Source organism: Aquabacterium sp., from assembly GCF_029946005.1.
Taxonomy (GTDB): domain Bacteria; phylum Pseudomonadota; class Gammaproteobacteria; order Burkholderiales; family Burkholderiaceae_C; genus Aquabacterium.
Map to the genome: position 1 here is coordinate 1 of NZ_JAQSDR010000001.1, position 25,448 is coordinate 25,448.

The 25,448-nt window shown below is 64.5% G+C and carries 25 protein-coding genes and 1 riboswitch; of the genes, 17 read left to right on the forward strand and 8 right to left on the reverse strand.

The genetic code is table 11. The features are described from left to right. Positions 1-188: 188 nt before the first annotated feature. Complete coding sequence (locus PSV38_RS00005) at positions 189-2,003, reverse strand: O-antigen ligase family protein (RefSeq protein WP_300543377.1); 1,815 nt, start codon at positions 2,001-2,003, stop codon at positions 189-191. A 69-nt stretch (positions 2,004-2,072) separates the two neighbouring features. Between PSV38_RS00005 and PSV38_RS00010 the strand changes: the two genes are divergently transcribed. The 4 genes from PSV38_RS00010 to hprK all read left to right on the forward strand — a co-directional run bounded on the left by PSV38_RS00010 (position 2,073) and on the right by hprK (position 5,609). Further along, positions 2,073-3,302, forward strand: coding sequence for an MFS transporter (locus tag PSV38_RS00010; RefSeq protein WP_300543379.1), 1,230 nt, complete (start codon positions 2,073-2,075; stop codon positions 3,300-3,302). 208 nt (positions 3,303-3,510) lie between these two features. Then, positions 3,511-3,870, forward strand: a complete 360-nt coding sequence (gene raiA, locus PSV38_RS00015; RefSeq protein ID WP_300543381.1) for a ribosome-associated translation inhibitor RaiA — start codon at positions 3,511-3,513, stop codon at positions 3,868-3,870. 298 nt (positions 3,871-4,168) lie between these two features. Then, positions 4,169-4,639: a PTS sugar transporter subunit IIA gene (locus PSV38_RS00020; RefSeq protein ID WP_300543384.1), complete on the forward strand. Its 471-nt coding sequence runs from the start codon at positions 4,169-4,171 to the stop codon at positions 4,637-4,639. 7 nt (positions 4,640-4,646) lie between these two features. Next, complete coding sequence (hprK, locus tag PSV38_RS00025; protein ID WP_300543386.1) at positions 4,647-5,609, forward strand: HPr(Ser) kinase/phosphatase; 963 nt, start codon at positions 4,647-4,649, stop codon at positions 5,607-5,609. Here the strand turns inward: hprK and fur are convergent, their stop codons facing one another. Continuing rightward, a complete protein-coding gene (gene fur, locus PSV38_RS00030) occupies positions 5,610-6,068 on the reverse strand; it encodes a ferric iron uptake transcriptional regulator (RefSeq protein WP_300543388.1) in 459 nt (152 codons plus the stop codon). A gap of 181 nt (positions 6,069-6,249) precedes the next feature. Here fur and PSV38_RS00035 point away from each other — a divergent pair, with 181 nt between their 5' ends. The 5 genes from PSV38_RS00035 (at position 6,250) to PSV38_RS00055 (ending at position 10,345) form a co-directional block, all read left to right on the forward strand. Continuing rightward, a complete protein-coding gene (locus PSV38_RS00035; RefSeq protein WP_300543390.1) occupies positions 6,250-6,807 on the forward strand; it encodes an outer membrane protein assembly factor BamE in 558 nt (185 codons plus the stop codon). Between the two features lie 19 nt (positions 6,808-6,826). Continuing rightward, the gene (dapB, locus tag PSV38_RS00040) at positions 6,827-7,648 is read left to right on the forward strand and encodes a 4-hydroxy-tetrahydrodipicolinate reductase (RefSeq protein WP_300543393.1); all 822 of its coding nucleotides are present in this window, start codon (positions 6,827-6,829) and stop codon (positions 7,646-7,648) included. Beyond that, the gene (locus PSV38_RS00045) at positions 7,645-8,316 is read left to right on the forward strand and encodes a MotA/TolQ/ExbB proton channel family protein (protein ID WP_300543397.1); all 672 of its coding nucleotides are present in this window, start codon (positions 7,645-7,647) and stop codon (positions 8,314-8,316) included. The genes dapB and PSV38_RS00045 overlap by 4 nt, the downstream gene beginning before the upstream one ends. Before the next feature lie 22 nt (positions 8,317-8,338). Further along, a complete protein-coding gene (locus PSV38_RS00050) occupies positions 8,339-8,782 on the forward strand; it encodes a biopolymer transporter ExbD (protein ID WP_300543399.1) in 444 nt (147 codons plus the stop codon). 63 nt (positions 8,783-8,845) lie between these two features. Continuing rightward, positions 8,846-10,345, forward strand: a complete 1,500-nt coding sequence (locus tag PSV38_RS00055; protein ID WP_300543402.1) for an AMP nucleosidase — start codon at positions 8,846-8,848, stop codon at positions 10,343-10,345. Positions 10,346-10,424: 79 nt separating this feature from the next. Here PSV38_RS00055 and PSV38_RS00060 read toward each other — a convergent pair whose 3' ends face one another. Further along, complete coding sequence (locus PSV38_RS00060; protein ID WP_300543405.1) at positions 10,425-10,748, reverse strand: HigA family addiction module antitoxin; 324 nt, start codon at positions 10,746-10,748, stop codon at positions 10,425-10,427. A gap of 150 nt (positions 10,749-10,898) precedes the next feature. On the opposite strand from PSV38_RS00060, the gene PSV38_RS00065 reads away from it, so the two are divergent. Further along, positions 10,899-11,654, forward strand: a complete 756-nt coding sequence (locus PSV38_RS00065) for a Crp/Fnr family transcriptional regulator (RefSeq protein ID WP_300543407.1) — start codon at positions 10,899-10,901, stop codon at positions 11,652-11,654. Here PSV38_RS00065 and purT read toward each other — a convergent pair. Genes purT through PSV38_RS00080 form a run of 3 tightly spaced genes read right to left on the reverse strand, consistent with a single transcriptional unit; the run spans position 11,651 to position 15,128 of the window. Beyond that, positions 11,651-12,880, reverse strand: a complete 1,230-nt coding sequence (purT, locus tag PSV38_RS00070) for a formate-dependent phosphoribosylglycinamide formyltransferase (RefSeq protein ID WP_300543409.1) — start codon at positions 12,878-12,880, stop codon at positions 11,651-11,653. The genes PSV38_RS00065 and purT overlap by 4 nt on opposite strands. A gap of 26 nt (positions 12,881-12,906) precedes the next feature. Beyond that, positions 12,907-14,202 (reverse strand): ATP-binding protein, encoded by a 1,296-nt coding sequence (locus PSV38_RS00075; RefSeq protein WP_300543411.1) that lies wholly within the window; start codon positions 14,200-14,202, stop codon positions 12,907-12,909. After that, the gene (locus PSV38_RS00080) at positions 14,199-15,128 is read right to left on the reverse strand and encodes a helix-turn-helix domain-containing protein (protein ID WP_300543413.1); all 930 of its coding nucleotides are present in this window, start codon (positions 15,126-15,128) and stop codon (positions 14,199-14,201) included. Before PSV38_RS00080 ends, PSV38_RS00075 begins: the two co-directional genes overlap by 4 nt. Before the next feature lie 456 nt (positions 15,129-15,584). Between PSV38_RS00080 and PSV38_RS00085 the strand changes: the two genes are divergently transcribed. Both PSV38_RS00085 and PSV38_RS00090 read left to right on the forward strand, forming a co-directional pair. After that, positions 15,585-16,334 carry a 5'-methylthioadenosine/adenosylhomocysteine nucleosidase gene (locus tag PSV38_RS00085; protein WP_300543415.1) on the forward strand — a complete coding sequence of 250 codons (750 nt, stop codon included), beginning with the start codon at positions 15,585-15,587 and terminating at the stop codon, positions 16,332-16,334. Between the two features lie 26 nt (positions 16,335-16,360). Then, positions 16,361-16,663: an Mpo1-like protein gene (locus tag PSV38_RS00090; RefSeq protein WP_300543417.1), complete on the forward strand. Its 303-nt coding sequence runs from the start codon at positions 16,361-16,363 to the stop codon at positions 16,661-16,663. Here the strand turns inward: PSV38_RS00090 and PSV38_RS00095 are convergent. Both PSV38_RS00095 and PSV38_RS00100 read right to left on the reverse strand, forming a co-directional pair. Continuing rightward, positions 16,600-17,166, reverse strand: a complete 567-nt coding sequence (locus PSV38_RS00095) for a PEP-CTERM sorting domain-containing protein (protein WP_300543420.1) — start codon at positions 17,164-17,166, stop codon at positions 16,600-16,602. The two genes, PSV38_RS00090 and PSV38_RS00095, sit on opposite strands and share 64 nt — an antisense overlap. Before the next feature lie 47 nt (positions 17,167-17,213). Beyond that, a complete protein-coding gene (locus PSV38_RS00100; RefSeq protein ID WP_300543422.1) occupies positions 17,214-18,647 on the reverse strand; it encodes an aldehyde dehydrogenase family protein in 1,434 nt (477 codons plus the stop codon). A gap of 117 nt (positions 18,648-18,764) precedes the next feature. Between PSV38_RS00100 and PSV38_RS00105 the strand changes: the two genes are divergently transcribed. From PSV38_RS00105 to PSV38_RS00125, 5 genes are all read left to right on the forward strand, one after another. Next, complete coding sequence (locus PSV38_RS00105) at positions 18,765-20,561, forward strand: long-chain fatty acid--CoA ligase (RefSeq protein ID WP_300543424.1); 1,797 nt, start codon at positions 18,765-18,767, stop codon at positions 20,559-20,561. 79 nt (positions 20,562-20,640) lie between these two features. Beyond that, positions 20,641-21,678 carry an aliphatic amidase gene (locus tag PSV38_RS00110; protein ID WP_300543426.1) on the forward strand — a complete coding sequence of 346 codons (1,038 nt, stop codon included), beginning with the start codon at positions 20,641-20,643 and terminating at the stop codon, positions 21,676-21,678. Positions 21,679-21,680: 2 nt separating this feature from the next. Further along, positions 21,681-22,496, forward strand: a complete 816-nt coding sequence (locus PSV38_RS00115; RefSeq protein ID WP_300543428.1) for a CbbQ/NirQ/NorQ/GpvN family protein — start codon at positions 21,681-21,683, stop codon at positions 22,494-22,496. Further along, positions 22,493-24,181: a VWA domain-containing protein gene (locus PSV38_RS00120; protein ID WP_300543430.1), complete on the forward strand. Its 1,689-nt coding sequence runs from the start codon at positions 22,493-22,495 to the stop codon at positions 24,179-24,181. Before PSV38_RS00115 ends, PSV38_RS00120 begins: the two co-directional genes overlap by 4 nt. Positions 24,182-24,274: 93 nt before the next feature. After that, positions 24,275-24,387, forward strand: a riboswitch (guanidine-I (ykkC/yxkD leader). Positions 24,388-24,440: 53 nt separating this feature from the next. Next, positions 24,441-25,436, forward strand: a complete 996-nt coding sequence (locus tag PSV38_RS00125) for an ABC transporter substrate-binding protein (RefSeq protein WP_300543433.1) — start codon at positions 24,441-24,443, stop codon at positions 25,434-25,436. Positions 25,437-25,448: the final 12 nt, after the last annotated feature.

The window sequence follows — 25,448 nt, forward strand, 5'->3', positions numbered from 1 at the left end:
GTCGCCCCGCCCGCCTCCGACTCATCCCTGATCGCCCCGCTGGTGGCGCAGCACGAACAAGGGCCGTGGTAGGCCACCAGCGGGGCGAACAAAGGGCTGGGGCGGTCTCCTGCCTTGCTGAAGCCCTGCCGGAGGCCACCCCAGCCCGCGCCCCGCGCTGCCCGCCAAAACAAACCAGCTAAACCCTGCTAAGGCTTGGTCTTGGTTGGCAACAACTCCCGCCAGCCATACACCCGCTCCGCTGGCGTGCACTGAAACGGCGCCTGCGCCATGTCAGGCTCGTCCTTGCACTCGTCCAGGAAAGCCTGGCTGGTGGCATTGCGGAACTCCCTGAGTCGGTCCACCACAAAGCGCCCCTTGTCGACCTCGCCATGCTCGGCCAGTGAGCGCGCATAGGACATCATCAGCCGCGCGTCCACCAGGTTGTGCAAGGTTCGGTTGAAGGCCAGTGGTGGCTTGGACGGCTCGTCTTCCTCCACGCCGGTCACGTCGGCGTAATCGGCCTGGTAGGCGAACCAGGTCGTGTGTTGACCAAACTTGATGCGCTCGCTCAAAGGCGCGGCGCCTTCGCGCGGCGAGTAGATGTTGGCGGCCGCCTGGAAGTCCCAGGTGCACCATGCCGTGAAAATGGAGATCGCCAACGCGCCCGTCATCAAGGCCGAATGGGTGCTGGGGTCGACCGCCTGGGTGGCCTGGCCAGGATCGGCCTGACGTGCCCGCGCGGCCAGTCCCATGCCCCAGGCGAAGGCCGTCGGCAGCAGGAAGTAACCGTACCAAAGCGGGTACTCCAGCAGGCTGTGCAAGCCCACCAGGGTCACGATCACGGCGGTGGCCCCAGCAGGCGTGCCTGCGAAGGCTTGGCCTGGCAGGGGGGGCGTGCTTTTCAGGCCCGGGCCCAGCAGGCCCCACAGCCCCCACAGGCTCAGGACCGTCATCAACACCGCCAGCGGCAGGCCAAACTCCACCGCCCACTGCAGCAGCACATTGTGGGTGTGGTCAAAGAAAGCGACCGGGCGGGTCGGGAAGGGCGTCAAGGTCCAGGCCAGGTTGAACTCGCCATAGCCCACGCCCGTCCAGGGGTGCGCGGCGATCAGGTCCAGCACGTTGGCCCAGATCTTGAAGCGCGAGCTGGAGATGTCACTGTGGTCGTGCAGGCGCGCTTCGGCCGCGAAGGCCACGCCCGTGTCCATGTGCGACCACTGCCACATGCCGCCCCACCAGGCAGCATAAATGACCGGGGTCAGCATCAGCACCTGGCGCAGTCGCAAGGGCAGATCACGGTCCCGCCAACCCCACACCGCCAGCAAGAACATGGCGATCGTGCCCGTGCGCGAGGCGGTGAACACCACGCCGCCGATCATCAGCACGATGGCCCCGATGGCCAAAGGTTGCGGCCAGCGGCCCCGCGCACCCAGCCAGGCCACCGCGCAACACGACCACACCAGCAGGGTGCTGAAATGGTTAGGCTGGCGCAGATTGCCCACCGCGCGGCCGGGCATGGTGGGCTCCGCAATCCAGGTGCCGTCGGCCCAGACAGGGTGGAAAACCTGGATCAGCGCCAACACTATGCCCGCCACGCCCGCCCAGGCCAGCGCTTCGCAAAACACATCGAAGACGCGGTGGCCCTGGTCGCTCAAGCCCACGCGCCAAGCCACCACGAACACCAGCAGCGCTGACAAAGCCATGCCACCGCCCATCATGGCCAAACCCAGGGGCAAGCCGCTGACGAAGGGTGCTGCCAGGGCCAGGCCGGCGTTCAGCAGCAGCATCACGGACAAGGCCCACATTGGTCCCTGGTGAAGGGTGGGCCTCAAGCCCTGCCCGCGCAGAATGGGCCCGGCCAGCGCGGCCGTCCACAGGCCCCAGCCAAACAAGGCCAGCACCTGGTTGTAAAACGTGACGGAGGGCGACTCGTGGGCGGCCAACAAAGTGGGGCCGACGATGGCCAGCAGGGCCAGGGGCAGCCAGGCTTGCACGGACGGGAGCTTGGAAGTTGAACTCATCTGCCTATTGTCTCGCGTGCAAAGCCTCGGCCCAGCCTGGCCTTGCAAATGCAGGCAGACTGACAAGCTATGTCGTCTTTGTCACCACTCACCCTTCAAAAAGAACGCTGGCTGTTGTGGAGCCTGGCCGCCGTCCAGTTCACCCACATCGTCGACTTCATGGTCATGATGCCCTTGGGGCCGCAGCTCACCCGCTTGTTTGCCTTGAGCGATGCGCAGTTTGGCTTGTTGGTGTCGGCCTATTCTTTGGCGGCCGGGGTGTCGGGCCTGCTGGCCTCTTTGGTGATCGATCGCTTCGAGCGCAAGCGGGCCTTGCTGACGCTTTACGCCGGTTTTGCCGTGGCGACCCTCGCCTGCGGACTCGCACCCACCTATGGCAGTTTGATGGGCGCTCGCATCGCCGCGGGCGTCTTTGGCGGTGTGCTGGGGGCCTTGGTCCAGACCATCGTGGGCGACTCGATCGCGTTCGAACGGCGGGGTCGGGCCATGGGGGTGGTCATGGCCTCGTTTTCGCTGGCCACGGTGGCGGGCGTGCCGACCTCGCTGTGGCTGGCCAGCCGAGTCGGTTGGCATGGACCCTTTGTGGCCATCGCCCTGGCCTGCGTGCCGGTGTGGTTGGTGGCCTGGCGCGTGGTGCCTTCGCTGCATGGCCACCTGGCAGGCGCGGCCGCCGGCTCCTCGTTCAACCAACTGGGGCGCGTGCTGGCCGACGTCAACCACTGGCGCGCATTTGGCCTGTCGGCCCTGCTCGTGCTGGGCAGCTTCAGCATCATTCCCTACATCACCATCTACACCACCACCAACCTGGGCCTCAGCCAGGAGCAGGTTCCGCTGATCTACCTGGTTGGAGGCGTGGCCACGCTGTTCACTGCCCGCCTTTGGGGCCAGTTGGCAGACCGTCACGGCAAGGTGCTGGTATTCCGGCTGATCAGTCTGGTGGCGGTGGTGCCCATGCTGATCCTGACGCACATGCCGGCGGCACCCGTGGCCGTGCTGATCTTGGTCACCACGGCGTTTTTCATCTTCGTCTCGGGCCGCATGGTGCCCGGCATGGCCCTGTTGACGGAGGCGCCGCCACCGGCCATGCGAGGCGCTTTCATGAGCGTCAATGGTGCCCTTCAATCGGGTGCCATGGGCCTGGCCGCCTGGCTGGGCGGGGCGCTCATTTCGCGCACGCCCGATGGCCTGGTGCAGGGCTACGGCCGCACCGGCTGGCTGGCCCTGGCTTCTACCCTGGTCATGGTCTGGTGGGTTGGCCAATTGCGCCTGCACAAGGCGGTACAAACCCCTGTCATTTGAGTGCGAATCAGGCGCTGTTCAGCGCGATTCAACTGCTTTGCGGGGTTTCTTCACAGAGCTGGGTTTCTCAATGTAAACACTGATGTCATGGGCTTGTCATCTGGCCGTGTCAGGCGCAAACTGAACTTCTGGTTGGCCGTTTTTTCAAGCCTTCGGGGCTGCAGCCAGCCGGATGTCCTCAACCCTTCTGCGCTCGAAAGGATGCAGTATGAATTTGACGATCAGTGGGCACCACCTGGAAGTTACCGCCGCTTTGCGTGAGTACGTTCTCACCAAGTTAGAGCGAGTAACCCGACATTTTGACCAAGTGGTGGACGTTACCGTTCTACTCAGTGTTGAAAAGCAAAAGGAAAAGGATCGAAGGCAGAAGGCCGAAGTCAATTTGCACGTCAAGGGAAAGGACATCTTTGTTGAGACCGCCCACGAAGACCTCTACGCCGCCATTGATCAATTGATGGACAAGCTTGATCGTCAGGTCTGCCGCCACAAGGACCGCGTGCAAGACCACCACCACACCTCATTCAAGCGTCATGAAGGCGCCACCAACTGGGACGCCGCCATTCAATGAGCTTCACCCCCAACTCCAGCATCCAGCTTGGTGCCACCTGATGGTGGGACGCCCGTGCAGGCATGCACCAAGTTAACGGCCCTTCGGGGCCGTTTTTCATGCAATGCGCAAAATGGGGCAGCCGTAGAGTGAATTTGTTGAGTTTGCGGCTTGCTGCGCTGCAGCAATCGGTGCAGAATCCCCTGAATCAGTGGGTGTTGCGGCACCCGAACAGCAGTCATCGGTTCCTATAATCCGCCCCTCATCCGTCCCGAGGGTGGGGGTCAAGGTTCCAACCGTCGCCCCCGCTTGTATCAAGATGAATCGACTCTCAGCCATCCTTCCTGCCAGCCAAGTGGTCGTGGATCTGGACGCCAGCAGCAAGAAGCGTGTGTTCGAGCACGCCGGCCTGTTGTTCGAAAATCATCACGCCATTGCTCGCGCCACCGTGACGGACAACCTGTTTGCGCGTGAGCGCCTGGGCTCCACCGGTTTGGGGCACGGCGTGGCCATCCCTCACGGGCGCATCAAGGGCCTGAAAAACCCCTTGGCAGCCGTCATCCGGCTCAAGCAGTCCATCCCCTTCGATGCACCTGATGACGAGTCCGTCAATCTGCTGATTTTTTTGCTGGTGCCCGAGGCGGCCACGCAGCGGCATCTGGAAATCCTGTCCGAGATCGCCGAGTTGCTGTCCGACCGCGAACTGCGCGAGCGGCTCAAAACCGAAGGCGATGCTGCCAAGGTGCATGAATTGATCGAGCGCTGGCAGCCGCTCAAATCGGTGGCCTAAGCCCCGGATGAGTGCCAAAGACCTTGCCGTGATCAGCGCCGAAGCGCTGTTTGAAGCCAACCGCACCGCCCTGCACTGGGAATGGATCGCAGGCCACGCTCACCCCGAGCGCCGTTTTGACGAAGAAGCCGTCAAGGCCGCGCAGTCCGCCGCCGACCTGGTGGGCTACCTGAACTACATCCACCCCTACCGGGTGCAGATCGTGGGCAGGCGCGAGGCGGCCTACTTCAACAGCTCCACTCCTGAAGACCAGGAGCGCCGCATCCAGCGCATCGTGACCCTGGAGCCGCCCGTGGTGGTAGTGGCCGACGCGCAAGCGCCCTCTGACCGCCTGGTGGCCATGTGCGGCCGCGCCGGCATCCCCCTGTTCGTGACCTCCGAGCCCGCCGGTCACGTGATCGACGTGCTGCGCTCTTACCTCACGCAGCACTTTGCCGAGCGCCTCACGCGCCACGGCGTGTTCATGGACATCCTGGGCCTGGGCGTGCTGCTGACGGGCGAATCAGGCCTGGGCAAGAGCGAATTGGGCCTGGAATTGATCTCTCGTGGCCATGGCTTGGTGGCGGATGACGCGGTCGACCTGTACCGCGTCTCGCGCACCGCCATTGAAGGGCGCTGCCCCGAGTTGCTGCAAAACCTGCTGGAAGTGCGCGGCATTGGTTTGCTGGACATCAAGTCCATCTTTGGCGAGACGGCGGTGCGCCGCAAGATGCGCCTCAAGCTCATCGTCCACCTGGTCCGCAAAGAGACCATGGAGCGCGAGTTCGAACGCCTGCCCTACGAGCCCCTGTTCGAGGAGATCATGGCCGTTCCGATCCGCAAGGCGGTGATCGCCGTGGATGCCGGTCGAAATCTGGCCGTGCTGGTCGAGGCTGCCGTGCGCAACACCGTGCTGCAACTGCGCGGCATTGACACCTACAAGGAATTCATCGAGCGCCACCAGCGCGCACTGGACCGCAGCCAGGGTTGATCAGGCGTGGTGGCCAGCGCGTGGCAGGTTGAGCTTGCTGCCTGAGCAGCCGTCGCGGTTGCACACCACGTACAGCGACAAGGCGTGGTCCTGCAGCACGTAGCCGCGCTCCGTGGCGATTTCCTGCTGACGTAGTTCAATCTCGGCGTCGAAAAATTCTTCCACACGACCGCAGACCACGCACACCAGGTGGTCATGGTGCTTGCCTTCGTTCAACTCGAACACCGCCTTGCCGGTCTCGAAATGGTTGCGCGACAGGATGCCGGCCTGTTCGAACTGCATCAGCACGCGGTAAACCGTGGCCAGGCCGATGTCTGAGCCTTCGTTCAGCAGCACCTTGAACACGTCTTCCGCAGCCAGGTGGCGTTGGGGCGATTGCTGGAACACCTCCAAAATCTTGATGCGGGGCAACGTGGCTTTGAGTCCGCTGCTTTTGAGTTCTTCGGCGTGGGTGGTCATGGGGCGGGCTCCGGCAATCGGCGGAGGCGCCTTTGGCCCCCGCTAGAATCGCTAATGATATCGATTCAATCCAAACCAGGCCAATGTGGGGCCAATGTTGCTGGTGCCTTGCTGCGCCGACCGGGCGGGTTGAGCGTTTGTGATGCACACTGTCTGGCTCCTTTCCAAGGGCGTTGATGCCATGTTGATTTCCGTGACTTGTCGATCCCTTTTGAACCGATCCGTGCTGGCCCCCCTGGCCGCGATGACTTTGCTGGCCCTGTCAGCCTGCGGCACGCGTCTGAGCTCGCCCGAAACCCTGTTTGGCGTGATCCAGCCCTACCACATCGATGTGGTGCAGGGCAATGTGGTCACGCAAGAGGTCATGGCGCAGATCCAGCCCGGCCTGGGCCGCACCCAGGTGCGCGAAATCCTGGGCTCGCCCTTGCTGGCCGACCCCTTCCACGCCGATCGCTGGGACTACGTCTTCACCATTCACCGCCAAGGCGTGCCCGATCAGCAGCGCCGTGTCACCGTGTTTTTCAAAGGTGATGTGGTGGAGCGTTTCGATGCCGATACCCTGCCCAGTGAGCACGAGTTCGTGGCCTCGATCGACAAGCCCACCAAGCTCAAAAAGCCACCGGCCAACCTGACGGAGGCCGAGGTGGCCGCCTTGCCGGTGCCGGTCAAGACCGACGAAGTCCGCAAGGCACCGCAAGGCGCGGTGCGCGAGTACCCGCCACTGGAATCAGGCCGTTAACCACCCGGCCGTGAAAAACATGAGCACCAACCAAGCCATTCACAAGATTGCCATCGCAGGCGCCTCTGGCCGCATGGGCCGCATGTTGATCGAGGCCGTGCAGGCTGCCGAAGACTGCGCCTTGGGCGGCGCCCTGGACATCGCCAGCAGCCCGGCCATTGGCATCGACGCGCTGGCGTTTTCCGGCCAGCGCAGCGGCATCGACATCACCGCTGATTTGCGCACTGGCCTGAAAGACGCGCGCTTCATGATCGATTTCACCCGGCCGGAAGGTACGCTGGCGCACCTCAAGGTCTGCCGCGAACTGGGTGTGAAGGCCGTCATCGGCACCACCGGTTTCACACCGGCTCAGCTTGATGAAATCCGTGATGTGGCGCGCGACATCGCGATCGTCATGGCACCCAACATGAGCGTGGGCGTCAACGTGGTGCTCAAGCTGTTGGCCCAGGCCGCCAAGGCCCTCAAAGAGGGCTACGACATTGAGATCATCGAGGCTCACCACCGCCACAAAGTCGATGCCCCCAGCGGCACCGCACTGAAGATGGGCGAAGTGGTGGCCGAGGCCATCGGGCGCGACCTGAAATCCTGCGCGGTCTATGGCCGTGAAGGCGTGACCGGCGAGCGCGATCCCAGCACCATTGGTTTTGCCACCGTGCGCGGCGGCGACATCGTGGGCGACCACACCGTGCTGTTCGCCGGCATTGGCGAGCGCATCGAGATCACGCACAAATCGTCCAGCCGGTCCACCTACGCGCAGGGCAGTTTGCGCGCGGTGCGCTTCTTGGCGAACAAGCCGCATGGCCTGTTCGGTATGAACGACGTTCTGGAACTCGCGCCATGACGGGTTTGTCTCATCTGTGGGCACAGGGGGACATCATTTCCAAGGCGGTGGCGGCCCTGTTGCTGCTGATGTCGATCGGCGCCTGGGTGGTTATCTTCTGGAAGGGCTGGATGTTGGCCCGTGCCCGCCACGACTTGGCGCGTGGCGTGCCGGCTTTCTGGCGCGCCGCCGACCTGGCCTCGGCCCGGCATACCCTGCAATCGGTGGACCGCGAAGCCGTGCTGCTGCCCCTGGTGGAGGCGGCCCAGGGGGTTTCGCAACCCGGCAGCCTGGAAGCCCAGGTGCAGCCCGAGGCCCAACTGACCCGCCGCCTGCGTGACAGCCTGCACGAGGTGCTCGGGCGCCTGCAGGCCGGGCAGGTGCTGCTCGCCTCCGTCGGTGCGGTCTCGCCCTTCGTGGGCCTGCTGGGCACGGTCTGGGGCATCTACCACGCCATGATGGGCATCAGCAACGACGGCTCGGTCAGCCTCGACAAGGTGGCGGGCCCCGTGGGCGAGGCACTGATCATGACGGCGGCTGGCTTGGCCGTGGCCATCCCGGCCGTGCTGGCCTACAACATCTTCGGCAAGATCGTGTCGGCCTGCGAAGCCGACCTGGAAGGTTTTGCCCACGACCTGCGCGAAGCCGTGCTGGGCCATCCGGCCCGCGGCGCAGGCCCGGACGCCTGAGCACCAAGGGAGCAAGCACGCCATGGCATTCGGCCGACTTGAACGACGCCAGGGCGCCCAACCCATGAGCGAGATCAACATGACGCCGCTGATCGACGTCATGCTGGTGCTGCTGGTGATCTTCATGCTGACCGCGCCCTTGATGACGTCCAGCCTCAAGCTGAACCTGCCCAAGGCCGATGCCAAGCAGTCCGACGCCACGCCGCACAGCCTGATGATTTCGCTGTCGGCCGACGGCCAAACTTATTTGAACGACAGCGTGGTGACCGCGCCGGGCTTGGTCGCCCAGGCCAAAGAGGCCGCGCGGCAAAGTGCGGACACCGAAGTGCAGTTGCGTGCCGACGAGGCCGTGTCTTATGGCCGGGTGGCCGAACTGATCGGCCTGCTGCAGCAGGCGGGCTTGAGCCGCATCGCTTTCGTCACCGAAGCCAAGGTGGGCGTGCCTGAAAAAGGTGTCGGGCCCTGACGACAATGGCGGTGCGCCCGCTGGCGCACAATGGGCTTGTATTGACTGCTGCCCAGGAGTGGTATGGACGCCCCGAAGTTCCAGACTCAGAGTTATGACAATGCCCCGGCCGCCTTGGCCCGAATCAACGAACTCTACGATTCGCAGATCAATTACTTGCGCAACGCCTTGCAGCGTTTCGTGGGCGGCGAGACCTTCAAAGAGCATGTGCGCGCCAAGTACCCTTTCGTGCGCATTCAAACCGACACCGTGGCGCGCGCCGACTCCCGCCTGTCTTACGGTTTCGTGGCTGGCCCGGGCATTTACGAGACCACGCTGACCCGCCCCGACCTGTACGCCGATTACTACCGCGAGCAACTGGAACTGCTGCTCACGAACCACGGCGTGTCACTGGAGGTGGGGCTGAGCAACGAGCCCATCCCGGTGCATTTCTCGCTGGCCGAGAACGAACACCTCGAAGGCAGCCTGCCTGCTGATCGCCGTTTGCTGCTGCGCGACCAGTTTGACCTGCCCGACCTGGCCTCAATGGACGATGGCATCGCCAACGGCACCTACGAGACCAGCCATGGCGGCCCGCGCGCCCTGGCCCTGTTCACTGCACCACGCGTGGACTACTCGCTGCACCGGCTGCGCCACTACACCGGCACCTCGCCTGAGCACTTCCAGAACTTCGTGTTGTTCACCAACTATCAGTTCTACATTGACGAGTTCGTGCGCATGGGCCACGAGCTGATGCAACGCGCGCCAGATCCGGCCAACCCCCGCGATGACGATGATTGCATCGCCTTTGTCGAGCCAGGCAATGTGGTCACGCGTCGCGTGGGGGTGCCCGCCGAGGCCGGTGACCTGAAGGGTGCCGTGCCGCCGCGCCTGCCCCAAATGCCTGCCTACCACCTGATGCGGGCCGACCGCAGTGGCATCACCATGGTCAACATCGGCGTGGGCCCGGCCAACGCCAAAACCATCACCGACCACATCGCGGTGCTGCGCCCGCACGCCTGGATCATGCTGGGCCATTGCGCCGGGCTGCGCAATTCACAGCAACTGGGCGACTATGTGCTGGCCCACGGCTATGTGCGTGAAGACCACGTGCTGGACGAAGACCTGCCCTTGTGGGTGCCGATCCCGCCGCTGGCCGAAATCCAGCTGGCGCTGGAAGGCGCGGTGGCCGATGTGACGCAGCTCAATGGCTACGAGCTCAAGCGCATCATGCGCACGGGCACCGTGGCGTCGACCGACAACCGCAATTGGGAGTTGCTGCCTCACCGGGGGCCAGAGCGGCGCTTCAGCCAGAGCCGCGCGGTGGCCTTGGACATGGAAAGCGCCACGATCGCGGCCAACGGTTTCAGATTCCGCGTGCCCTACGGCACCTTGCTGTGCGTGAGCGACAAGCCGCTGCACGGTGAATTGAAGCTGCCGGGCATGGCCAACCAGTTCTACCGCGAGCGGGTGGACCAGCACTTGCGCATTGGCCTGCGGGCCATTGAGCGCCTGCGTGGCAACCGCGCGGGGCAGTTGCACAGCCGCAAGCTGCGCAGCTTTGCCGAGGTCGCGTTTCAGTGACCGAATCGGCGGGCCCGGGTTAGGCGAGTGCTTAACCGGGCCGGGTTACCGAAAGCGGCAACCCTTCCAGCGGCCTTTTTCAGGCGGCGACGGCGTCCATCGAGCCGACGGTGTCGGCCACGGGCAGCACTTCACGGCGGATTTGTTCGCCCGCCAACTGCGTCGCCACTTTCAGGTCGTAGGCCGTTTGCAAGTCCATCCAGTACTGAGCAGGCGTGCCGAAGAATCGGGCCAGACGCAGCGCCGAATCTGGGCTGATGCCGCGACGCTCGCGCACGATGTCGTTAACACGGGGGGCCGGCACGTGCAGCCGAATGGCCAATCCGCTGGCGGACAAACCGTGGCGGACCATGAATTGACTGCGCAGGATGGCGCCAGGGTGGACGGCTTCAGAGTTGCTCATGATGGTCGGCTTTTTTGAAAGATACTGAGGTGCATCCTAGGGGCTGGCGGGCGCGCTGACTGTCAATATCGTTACAGTTTGCACGCATTCCATCTAACCCATTCGGGGGATGCGCCTGAGTCTGCCACAGAATTGACACGCTTGACCTTCATGAACCGCCGCACCGATCCTGTCCCCCCCAGTCTGATGGCGGCCTTGCGCTCGCACATCTGGTTTGCCAGTTGCCCCGAGGCCATGCAGGAGGGCTTGCTGCAGCGGGGTCGCTTGTGGTCCCTGAAGGCGGGCGAGACGCTGTTTTCACAGGGTGAAGACCATGGGGGCCTGTGCTGCGTGGTGGCGGGGGCGCTCAAGGTCGGGTCCATCAACCCACGCGATGGCACGCACCGGCTGTCCCTGTACCTGGAGCCCTACCAGTGGGTGGGAGAAATCGCGCTGATTGATCGCAAGCCGCGCAGCCAGGATGCTGTGGCGGACACCGATGCCACCGTGTTGATGATCCCTCAGTCGGTGCTGGAGCCCTGGCTGGATGCCCATCCCCAGTATTGGCGCGACATTGCTCGGCTGGCCTGCGGCAAATTGAGGCTGATGCTGATGGCGGCGGAGGACAACGCGTCCATGCCCATTGAGCAGCAATTGGCGCGGCGCCTGGTGTTCGCGGCCACCAGCTATGGGCATGCCGTGCAGCCGACCTTGCGCAAGCGCCTGCGTTTGCCTCAGGAATACCTGGCGCGCATGTTGGGCGTGTCGCGGCAAACCATCAACAAGGCGCTGAAGTCGCTGGCGGCCGAGGGCATCATCGCGGTGCACTACGCCGAGATCGAAATCCTGGACGCCAAGGCACTGGCCACCCAGGCCGGGCAGTTCGACGCGGCCTTGTGGAGCGGCCTGGAGGAGGGCGACCTTTAAGCCGCGCGGGGTTTGACCTTGCCCGCCGCTTCCTTGGCACGGGCGCGGGCCACGCCCACATCAGCATCAAACGCCAGGGCCACCCCCATGCGGCGTTTGACAAAGCTCTCGGGTTTGCCGAACAGGCGCAGGTCGGTGTTGGGCACGCGCAGGGCGTCGGCCACGCCGTCGAACACCATGGCCTGGGCATCGACACCGCCATAGATGACGGCCGACGCGCCGGGCGTGCGCAAGGCGGTGTTGACCGGCAGGCCGAGGATGGCGCGGGCGTGCAGTTCGAACTCGCTTTGGACCTGCGTGGTCAGGGTGACCAGGCCGGTGTCGTGCGGGCGGGGGCTGACTTCGCTGAACCACACCTGCGCGCCCTTGACGAACAACTCCACGCCAAACAAGCCCTGGCCGCCCAGGTCGTCGGTGACGGCTTGGGCAATGGCTTGCGCCTGGGCCAGCGCTTCGGGGTGCATGGGGTGGGGCTGCCAGCTCTCCACGTAGTCGCCGCTGACCTGCAGGTGGCCGATGGGCTCGCAGAAGTGGGTGCTGATCTGGCCTTGCGCGTTCACGGCGCGCACGGTCAGCAGGGTGATCTCGTAGTCGAAATCGATGAAGCCTTCGACGATGACGCGGCCGTGGCTGACGCGTCCGCCCGCCATCGCGTGCTCCCACGCTTTCTGAACATCGGACGGCCCATCGATCTTGCTCTGGCCTTTGCCCGATGAACTCATCACCGGCTTGACGATGCAGGGGTAGCCGATCTTGTCATCGATGGCGGCTTGCAGCTCTTGCAAGGAGTCGGCGAAAACATAGGGGCTGGTGGGCAGCGACAGCGTTTCGGCGGCCAGTCGGCGGATGCCTTCGCGGTCCATGGTCAGGCGCGCCGCGCGGGCCGTGGGGATGACGCGCACCACGCCTTGTGCTTCCAGTTCTTCCAGCACCGAGGTGGCGATGGCCTCGATCTCGGGCACGACCAGGTGGGGGCGCTCGGCCAGGATCAGAGCGCGCAACTGGGCGGCGTCGCTCATGGTGATCGTGCGGCTGTGGTGGGCCACTTGCTGGCCGGGGGCGTTGTCGTAGCGATCGACCGCGATGGTTTCAACGCCCAGGCGCTGCAGGGCGATCAGCACCTCTTTGCCCAGCTCGCCCGAGCCCAGCAACATGACGCGCGTGGCCGCCGGGGACAAGGGGGTGCCGAGTTCGAGGGTTTGGGCGAGTGTGGGGGACGTGCTCATGGGCGGTGACCAGTGGTGATGCGTGATCAGCCATTGTCCGCCATGGGCAGCTCCACGGTGAAGCGGCTGCCGCGGTCTGGGTGGCTGTCAACGTGCAGTTGGCCACCCAGGTGGTCTACCAGGCGCTGGACCACGGCCAGGCCCAGCCCCGTTCCATCGACACGCAGGGCGCGCGCGTCTTCCAGCCGCACATAGGGCTGGAAGATGGTTTCCAGGTACTGCGCGGCGATGCCGACGCCGGAGTCTTCCACCACGATCGTCATGCCGCGCGCCAGTGGCTGGCGTGACAGGCTGGCGTGCACGGTCACGCCGCCCACCAGCGTGTATTTCAAGGCGTTGCTGATCAGGTTGCACACGATCTGCCTCACCCTCGTGGCATCGCTGGTGACGGCTTGCAGGGCGGCTTGATCGCCGGGGGCAATGTCGATGCTCAGCGTCAAACCTTTGGCCTGGGCCCGCTCGATCCAGTCGTCACGCAGATCGTTGAGCAACTGGGTCAGGTCAAAGGTGTCGGCCTGGATGCGCAAGGCGGGGTCTTCCAGGCGGGTGAACTCGGTGACGTCGCGCAGGTGGGTGTCCAGCTGGGTGGCGCTGTTGCGCAGGCGGTCGAGCGCGCGGGTCTCGGCGCTGCCGTTCAGTTTGAGGGCCAGCAGGTCGATGGTGCCCAGCATGGCCTGCAGCGGGGTGCGGATCTCGTGCGAGAGCATCGCCAGGAAACGCTCTTTGCCTTTGAAGGCTTCTTGCTGCGAGGTGCTGAGCTGGCCGCGCAGGTGCACGATGAAGCTGAGCGCCAGGATGCAGGCCGGGTGGATGAGCACCGAGGCCAGCAGCGCCTTCTGGGTGAGTGGTTGAATGTCGCCCCAACCACCGGTGGGCATGGGCGCTTGCAGGCTGAACAGATACTGTGCCAGCAAGCCCGCGTAGGTGAGCCCGCTGATCCAGGCCCCGCCGCGTGGCCACGCCACGAAAGCGATGACGTAGAACACCGGGATCATCTGCGCCAGCGAGGTCAGGGCGTACAGCTTGGGCAGTGATGGCCCCTCCATGGCCAAGTGAATGGCCACCAGCAGGTAGACGCTGGTGGCGATCAGCGTGGGCGGCAGCGCCCAAGGCATGCAGCGCGGCTTGACGACGTGCAGCACGCCGATGCCGAAGTACAGGGCCGACAGCAGGGGGATGGTCCATTGGTCCCACGCGGTGGCGAGGCCTTGCTGGCGGTCGGTGAGCCAGATGACCAGGGTGCCGATGGCGGCCAGCAGGGCGACCCCGGTCATCAAGCGGGCATGTCGGGCATCAACAGGCCGAGGCTGCGTGGAAGTCATGCGGGTGTGCTGTTGGCCAAGCGGTCCAGTTTGCTTTGGATGGTGGCCGTGAGCACGGCCGGGCGCACGGGCTTTTCAAAGAAGGCCACGCCTTGGGTGCGCAGCAGCGTGGTCAGATCGGCCTCGGTGGCGGCACCGCCGCGCAATTGCCCGGTCAGCAACACGATGGGGGCTTGAGGCCGTGCGGCGCGGATTTGCTCGACCAGCGCGTGCGAGGTTTGTCCCACGCCCAGGATCAGGTCGACCACGAAGGCGTCGTAATCGGCCAGGGGGGTGCTGAGAAGCTGGGCGGCGCTGGTGAAGGCGTCGGCGCGGTAGCCGGTTTCGTTGAACCAGTCGCCCAAGGCTTCGGCCGAGGCCAGGTCGTCATCGACGACGGCGATCCGGGTCGGCCTGGCCTGGCTGTCCGGGGTCATGGCGACGTGGGCGACCAGGTAGTGCGGACCTTGAAGCCCCCGCGCCTTCAGTGTGGCCGGGCTGGCCACCCACCAATCCTGGGCATCGTGGGCAGCGGCCAGGATCACGCCGGTCGGTGCGCCGACGGTGATTTGAGCGCCCAGGCGAACCTCACAGGGGAGGGGCTGGCCTTCAACCAGGAAGTGAGCAGCCTGGGTGGTCGTGGGGGCGGGTGTGGTCAAGGCTGGCGAGGCTGGTGTTGACCGGGGCACCGCGCTCGCAAAGACCTGGTCCAGCGATTCGCCGAAGTGTTGTGCGACGGCCAGCACTTCGCCAAACAGCCACACCGCGCCCCGCAATTTGCGCCGAGCCTGGCTGATGGAGATGGCGGTGATCTGCGCCACGGTGGCCGCCTGTTGCCGCGCGGGCACACCATGGCGCTCCATCAGGTCGCTCAGGCCTTCGGCGGCGAGGGCGGACGATGGGTCGCGCGACTCCTCGCTCGGCAAGGGGGTGTCATGTTGTTCCACGGCAGCCATTGGATGGTTTATGCGCACTTCTGATCCATTGAGATCATTTTTGCACTTTATGAATGGGTGTAAGGCGATATAATCATTGAAGCGATTAAATATGACCGTTATAGGCGCCCGCTCAGGGAATTCATCACAATACACCGGCCCCTCGGGGTTGGTCGGCATGGCCAATGTTCTGTTTTGAACATGGCCGCCGGATGCCACAGGCTTTGAGGGCCACCTTCTCCAAGGTGGCCCTTTTTTCATGGCGCATGCATTGTCACCTGTGCAACGGCAGCGCGTTCAAGGTGGTGCTCAGGTCGACAATGCGATTGTCATCGGCCGATGGCAACCGTCCGCCGGTTTTCGGTCGGGGTTTGCTCTGCGCCAAGCGCTGGGCGTTTAAGGAGTCACCATGAGCATCTTTACTTCCTGGCTTGCGGGCTGGCGTTGGGGCCCCTTTCGGGGGCGGGCATGAATCAAGCAGTGCGGCGGGTGGCCATCGTGGCGGCCATGCCCGAAGAGTTGAGTGCCTTGTTGCAGGCCATGCCGCCGGGCCAGCAGGTGCAACGCGCCGGGCGCACGTTCTGGCTGAGTTCATGGTGTGGGCACGAAGTGGTGGCCGTGCTGTCGCGCATTGGCAAGGTGGCGGCCGCCATCACGACCACTTTGCTGCTCACCGAGTTCAGCGTGGAGCGCGTGTTGTTCACTGGCGTGGCCGGGGGATTGGGCGAGGGCGTGAGGGTGGGTGATGTGGTGGTGGCCGATGCCTTGCTGCAGCACGACATGGACGCCTCGCCCCTGTTCCCACGCTTTGAATTGCCGGGGCTGGGCGTGGACCGTCTGCGGGCCGACGCAGACCTGGTGGCCTTGGTGGCGCTGGCAGCTGGCGAAGTCCTGGAAGAAGCCCACCTGCATGGCTTGGTTCACTCCGGGCCTCGTGTGCACCAGGGCTTGGTGATCAGCGGTGATCTCTTTGTCGACACGACCAGCGAGAGCGAGGCCTTGCGCCTGGCCTTGCCCGAGGCCCTGGCGGTGGAGATGGAGGGCGCGGCATTGGCCCAGGTGTGCCACGATTTTGACGTGCCCTTTGCCGTCATCCGCACGATCTCGGACCGCGCAGATGACGCGGCGCACGTGGACTTTCAGCGCTTTGTGCTGGAGGTGGCCAGCCGTTATTCTCTGGCCGTGGTCAAGGCGGTGCTGGAACGTCTGCCACGGTGATCCATGCTAAGAAGAAGGAGACAGACATGAGCCGCTTCAACTCGTTCACGGAGTTTTATCCCTTTTACCTGTCGCAGCACGCCGACCTGACCTGCCGCCGCCTGCACCTGGTGGGCTCGCTGCTGGTACTGGCCGCATTGGCGGCGGTGGTGGCCTCTCGGCAGTGGGTCTACCTGCTGGCAGTGCCCGTCGTCGGCTACGCCTTTGCGTGGATCGGCCATTTCGTGTTCGAGAAGAACAAGCCGGCCACCTTCAGCCACCCCATCTACAGTTTCATGGGCGACTGGGTGATGCTGTACCAGGCGCTGACGGGCAAGGTGCGCTGGTGAGCCTTCCAGCCAAGCACTGAGAGCAGGCCCAGCAACACCAACAAGGCCGCCGAGGGTTCCGGCACGGTGCCGGTCGCCGGATCGCGGATGGTGATGACGCCTGGGTCGATGATGCCCCCGCCGGGAAAGGGCCCCAAGCCACCCTCGGGGGTGCTGATGTAGAGGGTGTCCAGACCCGTCAGTTTGCCGGTGATCCACACGCTCTTGCTGGTCAGCGAGACGTGAGGTGCCAACAGAGCGAAATCGCCCAGGATCTGGATGGCTTCATCGGCCTGGATCAGGAGGGACTCGCTGGCTTGGAGTGAGCCGCTGTTCATCACCAGGATGGTGCTGCACTTCAGAGAGGTTTGCGGGCCACCTGTGAAAGTCAGCAGGCCGCCGTTGCTGCACTCGATGCCTGACAGCGAGTTGGTGTCTGGAGTGGCTTCGGCGTGGGCTGATGACAGGCCCGCGAGGAGGATGGCGCCGACGATGACCAAGCGGCGCGCGTTTGGATGAAGCATGGTCATTCCCTGAGATGTTGTTGGTGCCGGAGATTCTATCCACGGTGTCAAGCCAGGCGGTCCGAGATGAAGCGGATCAGGCGATGACGCGCGGCCGTGTAAGGCGGGAAGAAAAACCTGATCGAGTTCAGCCAGCCGCCTTGCAGCACCGAGCGTTCGTGCGAGAACGCCTTGAAGCCATGGTGGCCATGGCAGCTGCCCACGCCCGAGTTGTTGACCCCGCCAAACGGCAGGCCGGTGTGGGCCACGTGGACGATGCAATGGTTGACGCAGGCACCGCCTGAACTGGTGTGCGCCAGCACGTGGTGCACCCGGGCCTGGTCCTGCGTCCACAGGTACAGCGCCAGGGGCTTGGGTTGGCGGTTGATCTGCTCAATCACCTGGTCCAGATCGGTGTAGCCGATCACCGGGAAGATGGGGCCGAAGATCTCTTCCTGCAACAGCGCGGCATCCGGGGGCACGCCCTCGATCAGGGTGGGGGAGACATAGCATTGAGGCACATCGACCTCGCCGCCCGCCAACACGGTGGCGCCCCGCTGCACGGCGTCGTCCAGCATGGCTTGCAGGCGCTCGGTGTGCCGTGGGTTGACGATGCGGGCCAGGTCGGGGCTGTTCTTCTGCGCCAGCGCGCTGCTGCCATAGCGGGCCTGCAGCACTTTCTGGCAGGCGGCCAGGAAGCGGGCCTTGACGAACTCGTGCACGTACAGGTGGTCGGGCGCCAGGCAGGTTTGGCCAGCGTTGATCAGCTTGCCCCACAGGATGGTTTCGGCGGCTTGGTCCACGTTGGCGGTCTCGTCCACGATGGTGGGCGACTTGCCGCCCAGCTCCAGGGTGATGCTGCTCAGGTGCTTGGCCGCCGCAGCCATCACCAGCTTGCCAACAGCGGGTGAGCCGGTGAAGAAGATGTGGTCGAACGGTTTGTCGAGCAAGGCCTGCGCGGTGGGCAGGCTGCCCTCGAACACCGCCACCTCGTCCAGCTTGAACACCGTGGCGACGATGCGGGCCAGCACGGCGCTAACCTGTGGCGCCATCTCGGAGGGTTTGAGGATGACCGTGTTGCCCGCCGCGATGGCCGAGATCAGGGGGCAGATCGACAGGTTGAGCGGGTAGTTCCAGGGGGCAATGATCAGGCAGCGGCCGCGCGGCTGGTGCTGCACCCAGGCGCGGTTGCCCCAGGTCAGCAGCGTGGGTCTGATCCGCGTGGGCTTCATCCAGGCCTTGAGGTGCCCGATGGCGTGGCGGACTTCGTCCAGGATGGGGATGATCTCGGAGCCTTCGACCTCGGTTTCTGGCTTGCGAAAATCTTGCTGAAAGGCTTGGTATAGCGCCTGGCGGTGGGCCAGGATCACCTCGCGCAGCTTGGCCAGGCGGGCGATGCGCTCGGCGGCCGTGGAGGTGCGCCAACGCAGGGCGGTTGAGCCTTGGGCGTCAAAGACTTCTTGCATCAGAGCGGGATCGCTCTCGGACATTGCAACGGACATGGGTGGACGCTCCTCCAGCTTGGCGCACTGTATCGATCAGCGGTGACGAGACCTATAAGCGTTTTACCCAATAGGTAGTTGATTGACGTTAACGTCATCGCAGCCTAGCATGGGGCCATGCAAAACTTCGTTTCCACGCCTGCTCGCTTTGTGCAGACGGCCTTGCGCCACGCTGACCAGCCCGCCTACTTCGTGCGCGAGGCCGAGGGCTGGAAGTCGACCACGTGGAACGACTACGCCGATCTGGTGGATGCCGCCGCGCGCGCCCTGCTGGCTTTGGGCGTGAACCCCGGCGACGTGGTGTGCGTGCTGGGCTTCAACCGCCCCGAGTGGGTCATCATGGACATGGCGGCCATGATGATCGGCGCCGTGCCCGCCGGCATCTACTGGACCAGCCCGCCCAACGAGATCGAGTACGTGCTCAACCACTCACGCAGCCCGGTGCTGCTGGTGGACAGCGATGAACGGCACCAGCAGGTGATGGCCTTGCGCGCTCAGTTGCCGCACCTGCGCCAGGTCATCCGGATGAAGGGGGCGACCGCCCTGGGCGATGCCATGTCATGGGACGCTTTCATGGCGCTGGGCGAGAGCCGTCTGCAGACCTTGGTAGAGCGCCGCCTGCATGAACTGCAACCCGGCGATCCGGGCACTTACATCTACACCTCGGGCACCACCGGGCCGGCCAAGGCGGTGGTGCTGTCGCATGCCAACCTGGCCTGGAGCGCCACGGCGCTGGGCCAGTCGCTCACGGCCACCGCGCAAGAGCGGGTCATCTCCTACCTGCCGCTGGCCCACGTGGCCGAGCAGATGGTGAGCATCCACACGCCAGCGCTGGTGGGCTTTCCCATTTACTTTGCGCGCAGCCTGGACGAGTTGGGCGAGCACCTCAAAGAGGTTCGCCCGACCATCTTCTTTGGCGTGCCTCGTGTGTGGGAGAAGATGCACGCGGGCATCTCGGCCAAGCTGGCGGCGGCCACGGGCGTGAAGAAACACCTGGCGGCCTGGGCCTTGCGCGTGGGCCAGCAATGGCATGGCGCGATCCTGGATGGGCGTCAGCCCGGGGCGTGGTTGAGCTGGCAGAAGCAATGGGCGGGAAAGCTGATCCACCAGAAAGTGAAAGCGGCCATCGGGCTGGACCAGGCGCACACGCTGTCGTCCGGGGCGGCGCCCATCGCGGCCGAGAAGCTCCGCTTCATGACGGGGCTTGACCTGGTCATCCGCGAGGTCTACGGCCAGTCAGAAACTTGCGGCGCCACCAGCCTGAGCACCGATGGCGCCACGCGCATCGGCTCGGTGGGGCGGCCCTTGAAGGGTGTGGACATGCGCATCGCCGACGATGGCGAAATCATGGTGCGCGGGCCGCACATCTTTCAAGGCTACGCGGGCAGCCCCCAGGCCACGGCCGAGGCCATGGATGGCGACTGGCTGTACAGCGGTGACCTGGGCCACATCGATGCTGATGGCTACCTCTACATCACCGGGCGCAAGAAAGATCTGTTGATCACTTCGGGTGGCAAGAACATCTCGCCCGCCAACATCGAGTCCGACCTGATGACCGTGCCGCTGGTGGAGCACGCGGTGGTCTGCGGCGATGGGCGTCATTACCTGAGCGCCTTGTTGACCATCAACCAGGACGCCTTGGTGGCCCTGGCCGCGGCCAATCTGATCAATGGCCCGGACCTGCACCGCCACCCATTCGTGCTTCAGGCCTTGCAACGTGGCATTGACGAGGTCAATGCCAGGCAGGCGCGGGTGGCGCACATCCGCAAGTTCAGCGTGCTGCCCAGCGCCTTGTCGATCGGGGCGGGTGACTTGACGCCGACCTTGAAGGTCAAGCGCAAGGCCGTGATCGAACGCTACCAGCACCTGGTGGATGCCATGTACGAGGAGGACCAGGCCGCGGTGCGGGCTTGAGTTGAGCGGCTTGGGCCTTTTTTCGCGTGTCCGATTCTTGCTTTGACGGAGGAGCCCCTCTTTCCTACCAGGAGTTCCCATGAGACACGGAGACATTGGCAGCAGCAACGACACCGTCGGCGTGGCTGTCGTCAACTACAAGATGCCCCGCCTGCACACCAAGGCCGAGGTGCTGGACAACGCTCGCAAGATCGGCGAGATGCTGGTGGGCATGAAGCAGGGCCTGCCCGGCATGGACCTGGTGGTGTTTCCGGAATACTCAACCCACGGCATCATGTACGACGCCCAGGAGATGTACGACACCGCCTCGACCGTGCCAGGTGAAGAAACCGAGATCTTCGCCGCCGCCTGTCGCAAGGCCAATGTGTGGGGCGTGTTCTCGCTCACCGGCGAGCGCCACGAAGAGCACCCCAACAAGGCGCCCTACAACACGCTCATCCTGATGAACAACCAGGGCGAGATCGTCCAGAAGTACCGCAAGATCATGCCGTGGACGCCCATCGAGGGCTGGTACCCGGGCAACTGCACCTACGTGTCGGACGGCCCCAAGGGCATGAAGATCAGCCTGATCATCTGCGACGACGGCAACTACCCCGAAATCTGGCGCGACTGCGCCATGCGCGGTGCCGAGTTGATCGTGCGCTGCCAGGGCTACATGTACCCCGCCAAAGAGCAGCAGATCATGGTGGCCAAGACCATGGCCTGGATGAACAACGTCTACGTGGCCGTGGCCAACGCCACCGGCTTTGACGGCGTCTACAGCTACTTCGGGCACTCCGCCTTGGTGGGCTATGACGGCCGCAGCCTGGGCGAATGCGGCACCGAAGAGATGGGCATCCAGTACGCCGAGATGTCGGTCAGCTCGATCCGCGATGCACGCAAGAACCAGCAATCCAACAACCACCTCTACAAGCTGGTGCACCGTGGCTACACCGGCAAGATCAACTCGGGCGAAGACGCCAAGGGCGTGGCGGCCTGCCCCTTCGAGTTCTACGGCAAGTGGGTGAACGACCCCGAGGGCACGCGCGAGATGGTCGAGGCCATCACCCGCTCGACCGCCGGCACGCCCGAGTGCCCCATCGAGGGCATCCCCAACACGCCACCCACGCACCGTTGAAGATGGCGCTCGACACCTACCGCATCCGCGCCGAGCCTTTCTACCAGGCGACGGGCAACGAGGTCGCCCTGTTCGAGCACGCCTGGCGGCACCGCATGCCCTTGCTGCTGAAAGGCCCCACCGGTTGCGGCAAGACGCGCTTTGTCGAGCACATGGCCTGGAAGCTCGACCGCCCCTTGGTCACGCTGGCCTGCAACGAAGACATGACGGCGTCCGACCTGGTCGGGCGCTATCTGCTGGATGCCGAAGGCACGACCTGGCACGACGGCCCACTGACCCTGGCCGTGCGCCATGGCGGCATCTGCTACCTCGATGAGGTGGTGGAAGCCCGCCAGGACACCACCGTGGTGATCCACCCGCTCACCGACGCGCGCCGCATGCTGCCGCTGGACAAGAAAGGCGAGGTGGTCCACGCCCACCCCGATTTTCAGCTGATCGTGTCCTACAACCCCGGCTACCAAAGCCGCTCCAAGGACATGAAGGCCTCGACCCGCCAGCGCTTCGCGGCACTGGAGTTTGACTACCCACCGCTGGCGGTTGAGGCGGGCATCGTGGCGCACGAGGCCGGCATCGCCTTGGACATCGCCACCAAGCTGGTGCGCATCGCCCACCAGTCGCGCGCCTTGAAGGGACGGGGGCTGGATGAAGGCATGTCGACCCGCATGCTGATCTACGCGGGTCTGCTACTCAGCTCGGGCTTGAACGCGCGTGAAAGCTGTGACATGGCCCTGACCCATGCCCTGACCGATGACCCCGACATGACCCGCACGCTGCGTGATTTTGTGGACGCGCAGTTTGCGAAGGAGCCGGGTGCATGAATGCTGCCCCGGCCTCGGTGAAAGACCACGGCGGGTTGCCAGGCGCCTGGTCGGCCCTGCGCTGGCTGGCACGCGGCCTGCTGGGCCGTGACCTTGCACTGCAAGGGGGCGGATCATCGGCCCCGGAGGGCCTGCCTTCGCGCCCCGTGCTGACGCCCACCCACCTCTTGCTGCCTGACGAGATGGCTGTGCTGGGGGGACTGGACCACCACCAGTTGGGCCGAGCCGCCATCGCACACGCCGTGGCCCACTTGAAGTATTCGGTGCCCTCAGTGCCCTCCGCCGGCCTCAAGCCCATGTCCGTGGCCCTGATTTCGGCCCTGGAGGACGCGCGCGTCGAGCGCCTGCTGCTGCGCGAGCACCCCGGCATGCGTGATTGGTTTCTGACGCCCTTGCGCCTGGCTGTTCAGCCCGAAGGCGTGGGCTTTGCCGCGTTGATCTCCCGCCTGGATCTGGCGTTGATGGACCCGGCCTATCGGGACGATCACCCGTGGGTCCACAAGGCCAGAGCCCTGTTCGAAGCGCAAGCGGCAAACCTGCATGACCGCGACGGCTTCCGGCGGATCGCCTTGAACTTGGTGCACGACCTGGGCCAGACACGCGTGGCCTTCAGGCCCGGCCAGTACCAGGTCTCGGCGCCATACCGAGACGACCACACCTTCCTCTGGCATCACGAGGTCTCGTCAGCCGACCCGCCGCCCGAACTCGATTTGCACGTCCCGCAGCAACGCCAGCCCCAGGCCCTGGCGCTGGACCAAACTGCGGACGGCGACATGCCGGAGGTGCTCGCCGAAGAGGTGGCGCTGAGCCAGCACCTTTACCCGGAATGGGACCACCGCCTGTCGCTGCTGCGCCAGGATTGGTGCACCGTGATCGAGAAGCTGCCGCCTTGGCGGCATGCACCCAAACTGGTGCAACCGGTCTCTTTTGCACCCATGGCCCTGAAGCGTTCGTTGCACTGGAATGGCGGGCGCCGCCTCCGGCGTCAAACCGCAGGTGATGAACTCGACCTCAACGCGGTGGTGGAGTTCATGGTGGCGCACCGTTCCCGACGCTCCGCTGAATCACGTTTTTTCACACGCCGGGCCGCGGCCGACACCCCGGCCAGCATCCTGGTCTTGCTGGATTTGTCCGAGTCCACGAACGATCGCCTGGGCGATGGCGCCCAGTCCTTCCTCGACCTGGAGAAGCGCGCCGCCCTGATGCTGGCGGGCGCGGTGCACGCCGGTGGAGACCGCATCGCCGTGCATGGCTTCTCGTCCGACACCCGTTCGCAGGTCAGCTACTACCGCCTGATCGATTTCGGCGCGCCCATCGATGGGGCCGCACGCGCGGTGCTGTCATCCGCGCCGGGGCGCCATTCCACCCGTTTGGGTGCGGCCTTGCGCCACGCCACCGCCAGTCTGGTCGAAGAATCGAACGACTTGAAAGCCATCCTGGTGCTGACCGATGGTGCGCCCTCCGACATCGACGTTCACACGCCGCACCACCTGGTGGAAGACGCGCGCCACGCCATCCACGCGGCGCGCTCTGCCGGTGTGCAAGTGCACGGCCTGGTCGTCGATCGGCACGCCGATACCTATGCGCGCCGCATCTTTGGCTGGCGCCATTTCCACATCGTGGAGAACGCCTTGAGCTTGCCGACGCGGCTGCACGGTCTGTACCGCTGGCTCACCGCCGCCTGAGCCGAAACCTCGATGCGCTGGCACACCTATTGCATAAACACGGATGCAGGTGGAGCGATTTTGGTGCATCTTCAAAACATGCGCGGATCATCTACTGAGGGGCACTAGGGTTCCGATCGATGGTTGACTGCCAAGCCATCTTTGTCTGGTCCAAGAGTGCCCCGGCCTCGCAAGGGGCTCCACGGAGGGACAAAAGCCCGGGAGAGCGACGATCCACATCGTCTCGCCCCTGCGCTTGTCCCCTCAATAGGAGCTTCCAATGGCATTTCCCCGTCTTCGCGTTCTCCAAGCCGCCACTGCACTGGCCTTGTCCCTGGCCACTGGCGCGTCCATGGCCGCCACGTCCCTGAAAATCGGCACCGTCGTGTGGATCGGCTACGGGCCCTTCTACGTGGCCGAAGCGCTGGACCTCTTCAAGAAATACAACCTCAAGGTCTCGCTGCAGATCTTCAGTGACCCCGCCCTGATCCCCTCGGCCATCACCAGTGGCGCGGTCGATGGCGGCATGCTCACGTATGACCAGGTCATCGGCCAGGTTGCTGCAGGCCGCATGCAGAAGGTCGTGATGCCCATCGACTACTCCAACGGCGGTGACGCCATTGTGGCCACCAAGGCCATCACCAAGGTGAGCGAGTTCAAGGGCAAGAAGATCGGCTTCAACCCGTTGTCGCCCTCCGACTTCCTGCTGTCCTATGCCTTGAAGGTCAACAAGCTCACCGACAAGGACATCACCGCCGTCAGCATGACGCCAGAGACCGTGCCCGCCGGCATGGCCTCGGGCCAGTTGCCCATTGGCGTCACCTACGAGCCCAGCCTGTCGCAGATCCTGAGCCAGGGTGGCGGCAAGAAATTCCACGTGGTGTTCTCGTCCAAGGATGCACCGGGCCTGATCGCCGACGTGCTGGTGTTTGACGAGAAGAAAATCGCGTCCATGCCCACCGAAATCTCGGGCGTCATCAAGGGCTACCTGGACGGCATGGCTTACATGAAGGCCAAGCCCGACGAGGCCGCTGCCATCATCGGCAAGGCCATGGGCGTGTCGGCCAAAGAGGTCAAAGAGCAGCTCACCGGCGTGCACAACATCGCGCTCAGTGAGATGCCCAAGGCCTTTGCCAAGGGCAAGGAAACCACGTCTTACTTCGCCAGCGGCGAGATCATTGGCACGCTGCTCAAGGCCAAGGGCCAGATCACCACGGTTCCGCCCACCGAGTCCACCTTCGATGCGCAGTTCGTCAACGCCTTGATCAAGAAGTAACGCTGCAGGGGG